Source organism: Leptolyngbya sp. FACHB-711 (assembly GCF_014695615.1).
GTDB lineage: Bacteria > Cyanobacteriota > Cyanobacteriia > Elainellales > Elainellaceae > Leptolyngbya_A.
Genome location: NZ_JACJOR010000479.1, coordinates 1 through 1,679 on the forward strand (window position 1 = coordinate 1; position 1,679 = coordinate 1,679).

General features: G+C 48.6%; 2 protein-coding genes. Both read left to right on the plus strand.

The genetic code is table 11. The features are described from left to right. Positions 1 to 143: 143 nt before the first annotated feature. On the plus strand, positions 144 to 911 hold the full coding sequence (gene hisF / locus H6F80_RS22310; RefSeq protein ID WP_190793729.1) for an imidazole glycerol phosphate synthase subunit HisF: 768 nt from the start codon (positions 144 to 146) through the stop codon (positions 909 to 911). 577 nt (positions 912 to 1,488) lie between these two features. Beyond that, on the plus strand, positions 1,489 to 1,679 hold a 191-nt coding region (locus tag H6F80_RS22315), incomplete at its 3' end, for a hypothetical protein (RefSeq protein ID WP_518523633.1).

Here is a 1,679-nt window from a genome sequence, read left to right on the forward strand (position 1 = left end):
GAAGGTTGAGTGAGGACAGATGGTGATATTGAGCAGAGGTCTGGTTAAACTGCCAGTTGTTTGCGTTAACTCATCCTGTTGATTCACACTCAAGCTGAATTGCTTACAGCAGCGATCAAAATTGGAAGGGGGGTAGGAGAACTATGCTGGCAAAACGGATTTTGCCTTGTCTTGATGTCAAAGCAGGAAGAGTCGTTAAGGGGGTTAACTTTGTTAATTTGCGGGATGCGGGTGACCCCGTGGAGCTGGCGCAGATTTACAACCAGGCAGGGGCAGACGAACTAGTTTTTCTGGATATCACGGCAACCCATGAAGACCGTGACATTATTTACGACGTGGTTTATCGCACTGCAGAGCAGGTATTTATCCCGCTAACAGTCGGCGGCGGCATTCAATCCTTAGAAACTATTAAAAAATTGTTACGAGCCGGGGCAGATAAAGTGAGCCTTAACTCAGCCGCCGTTCGTGACCCTGATTTAATTGATCGAGCCAGCGATCGGTTTGGCAATCAATGCATTGTGATCGCGATCGATGCCCGCAGACGGGAAGATCCGGCAAATCCAGGGTGGGATGTCTATGTCCGAGGCGGGCGGGAAAATACGGGCAAGGATGCCGTGACTTGGGCAAAAGAGGTCGAGCAGCGCGGAGCCGGAGAACTGCTGCTAACCAGCATGGACGCAGATGGAACCCAAGCGGGCTATGACCTGGAGCTAACTCGCACGATCGCCGCTAATGTGCAGATTCCGGTGATTGCTTCGGGTGGCGCGGGCAACTGTCAGCACATTTATGAAGCGTTAACCGAAGGTCAAGCAGAGGCAGCCTTACTGGCTTCACTGCTGCACTATGGGCACCTTACCGTTGCTGAAATTAAGTCTTATCTTACTGAGAAGAGCATTCTAGTGCGTCAGTAGGGAAATGGACTGACCGATTAGAGGAGGTTTGAAGAGTGTTCGAGGTGCTATCTTGCTCCTAAATTAGCCATGAACAGGGACTTTGAGAATCCTAAGGGGACTAGGTTCCCTAATTGCAGGGTTTGGGAGCGGTTTAGACGACAACTACAATCCTGAATTAAGCTTTAAGCTGCTTTTTTCCATACAAAACCCCAAGTCATCCTCACAGCCATCCTGCTGCACCCGATCGTTCATGACCCTGCTGTTGTCCTATTTCATCTCACGTCGCTTTCCCCTTTTAGCTTTCTTCATTTAGATAGATTACGAGGATGAGACTAGTTAGATACTCATTATTAAATGAACTGATTGCTCTTCCTTAAGCATTCACTCAGCCACCCTAGAACCGCAAACGCGCCAAGCCCTGATTTAATAACACTTTTCACGATCGCACTGCAGAGATACCCGCAGCATTTTGGCGCCTCTGTGGAGTCGCTCGGCAAATTCACACACTAAATGAGCAAATAGACTTAGGGACACTTTTTTGAGAAGCTGTTAACATATATAAATATTACAAATTTTAACAGCGTCTTAAGGAAACATGGTTTTTCTCCTCGTCATCGTGATCGGACTGGTCGCCTGGGCACTGCATCTGATGCAGGAAGCCATCCAGCATCGCGAGTTCTCACTGATGCTAGCGGGGTTTTTGGTTTCTTCGGCGGCAGCAGCGCTGATATCGGTTTACTTTCTTATGGGTCACTACGTGGGCTATATGAGTGAAATGGCGTCGCG